The organism is Mesorhizobium sp. M7A.F.Ca.CA.002.15.2.1 (assembly GCF_003998715.1).
In the GTDB taxonomy this organism is placed as follows: Bacteria; Pseudomonadota; Alphaproteobacteria; order Rhizobiales; family Rhizobiaceae; genus Mesorhizobium; species Mesorhizobium ciceri.
On record NZ_RZPI01000834.1, the window covers coordinates 1 to 2,150 of the forward strand.

Sequence of the window (2,150 nt, forward strand, 5' to 3'; positions counted from 1 at the left end):
ATCCTGCAGGTTGCGGCCCACCTCGCTGCGATCGGCAAGGCAGCGTATGTCAGCCTGCTTCAGCGTATCCGGGCAACCAATGCCCGACCGCATGAGGATGAGCGGCGTGGACGCGGCGCCGGCGCAAAGGACAATCCGGTCGGCACAGAGCGTTCTGGTCTGGCCCTCGCAGACCACGCTCACGCCCGTGACCCTGTGGCCGTCCAGCACCAGATGCTCGACCTCGTGGCCGGCGAGCAAGGTCAGGTTCGGCCGCGCCATGACCCGCGGCGGCAGATAGGCGTCGGCGACGCTCAGGCGCTTGCCGTCGCGTATGTTGAGTGAATTGGGGCTGGTGCCGACCAGCTCGCCGCTGTTGTGGTCGCTCAGGGCGGGAGCCCCCATGGATCGCCCGGCGGCGATGTAGGCACGCACGACCGGACTGACCTCGGCGTCCGGCAGATAGACGTCCAGCGGGCCGCTCTTGCCGCGTGTTGGCCCGTCGAAAGCGGTGAAGGCTTCGCTGCGGATGAAGCCCGGCAACAACCCCCGATAGGACCAGCGCTCGCCGCCGGCTTGCACCCAGGGGTCGAAATCATCGGGATGGCCGCGCACATAGGCCATTGCATGCAGGCAGCTCGAGCCGCCGACGATTTTGCCGCGCGGCCATTCATGGACGCGGTTGGCGGTGAAGGGCTGGGGCACGGTCCGATAGCTCCAGTCGTAGGCGCGGCCCTGGAGCATCGTCCATTTCAGCGGGTCGGCGATGTCGGGATCGGCCGGCATCGTCCCGGCTTCGATGAGGCCGACCTGGCACGACCGGTCTTCACTGAGACGGCTGGCAACAACCGAGCCAGCGGATCCCGCGCCGATGACCAGCACGTCGAAATGACGTTTCAATTTGAAATTCCCCGCACAGGCTCGATGTCAGAGGTGATGCGATCACGCGGCAAAGGCGCCGGCATTCGACCGTTCCATGATCTGTCTCTGCACCGACAGAAGGTGCGCGCGCATTGCGGCCTCTGCCGCTTCGGGGTCGCGCTGCGAGATCGCTTCGGCGATCAGGCGATGCTCGCCGTCGCGGTGGGCGATCCGCTTGGGGCAGGTGGGTGCCGCGGTGCGCGCAACCTTCACCCGCGCATCGACACCGACCTGGCGCAGCATCTTGTAGAATTCCGCGGCGAGGTGGTTGCGGGCCGCGGCAACGATCGCGAGATGGAAAGCGAAGTCGACCTCACCCGACGGGGCGTTCTCCGGCGTGGTTGCCGCGTCGAGGATCCGCGCCGTCTCGAAAGAGGAGGCGCGCAGCGACGCCAGTCGGGCAAGGCCCGGCTCCATAATCAGGCGCAATTCCAGGACCTCGATCGGATTGGTTACCCTGACCAGTTCCTCGCCATATCTCGGAAGGGCGGTCGGCGCCCGCCTGGCGCGCGCCGGTTTGAGGTCGCCTGAAAGGCGCAGCACTTCAAGCGCCTTGCGAAGCTGATGGCGCTTGACGCTCAGATGTTCCGCAAGATCGCGCTCGGACGGAAGCTTGCCGCCGCCCTGCTGCAACTGGCGGACCGCGGCGATGATGTCGTCGAGATCAGATGGTCCGACCTGCGGCTCGAATGCGCTCAAAACCAAATCTCCTGTCCGATCGGCAGACCGCCGACTCAACGTCCCGACATCATATTGTGACACGAAAACCTGTTCGACGGCACTCAACCAATTCAACCAATCTACAACTGTACGCAATGGTTGACAACACCAGTTGCGCGATGGTTGACTGCCCATGTCGACGGTTGCCATCGCGGCAGACGTCTTTCTCCCGAGGATCACGCATGCCGGCTGGCGAAACCTTTGACTACGTCATTGTCGGTGCGGGATCGGCCGGCTGCGTGCTGGCGAACCGGCTGAGCGAAGACCCTGCCGTGTCGGTGCTTTTGTTGGAGGCGGGGGATTGGGACCGCGATCCGATGATCCACATCCCGCTCGGCTGGGGCAAGATACTGACGGAGCGCCGCCACGACTGGATGTATTTCTGCGAGCCCGAGGCCAATGTCGGCGGCCGCAAGGTCGAATGCGCGCGCGGCAAGGTCATCGGCGGCTCTTCCTCCACCAACGCCATGGCTTATGTGCGCGGCAATCGCGGCGACTACGATCGCTGGGCGGCAAGCGGCCTGACGGAC

The 2,150-nt window shown here is 65.2% G+C and carries 3 protein-coding genes; 1 reads left to right on the forward strand and 2 read right to left on the reverse strand.

Annotated features, from left to right (window positions below; all coding sequences use genetic code 11):
• Positions 1-879, reverse strand: an 879-nt coding sequence (locus ENZ74_RS29990; RefSeq protein ID WP_245471038.1) for a GMC family oxidoreductase N-terminal domain-containing protein, incomplete at its 3' end; no start/stop codon positions are given.
• A gap of 42 nt (positions 880-921) precedes the next feature.
• Complete coding sequence (locus ENZ74_RS29995; RefSeq protein ID WP_013529856.1) at positions 922-1,599, reverse strand: FCD domain-containing protein; 678 nt, start codon at positions 1,597-1,599, stop codon at positions 922-924.
• A gap of 203 nt (positions 1,600-1,802) precedes the next feature.
• On the opposite strand from ENZ74_RS29995, the gene ENZ74_RS30000 reads away from it, so the two are divergent.
• Positions 1,803-2,150: GMC family oxidoreductase N-terminal domain-containing protein (locus tag ENZ74_RS30000; RefSeq protein WP_206522358.1), on the forward strand; the 348-nt coding region annotated here is incomplete at its 3' end.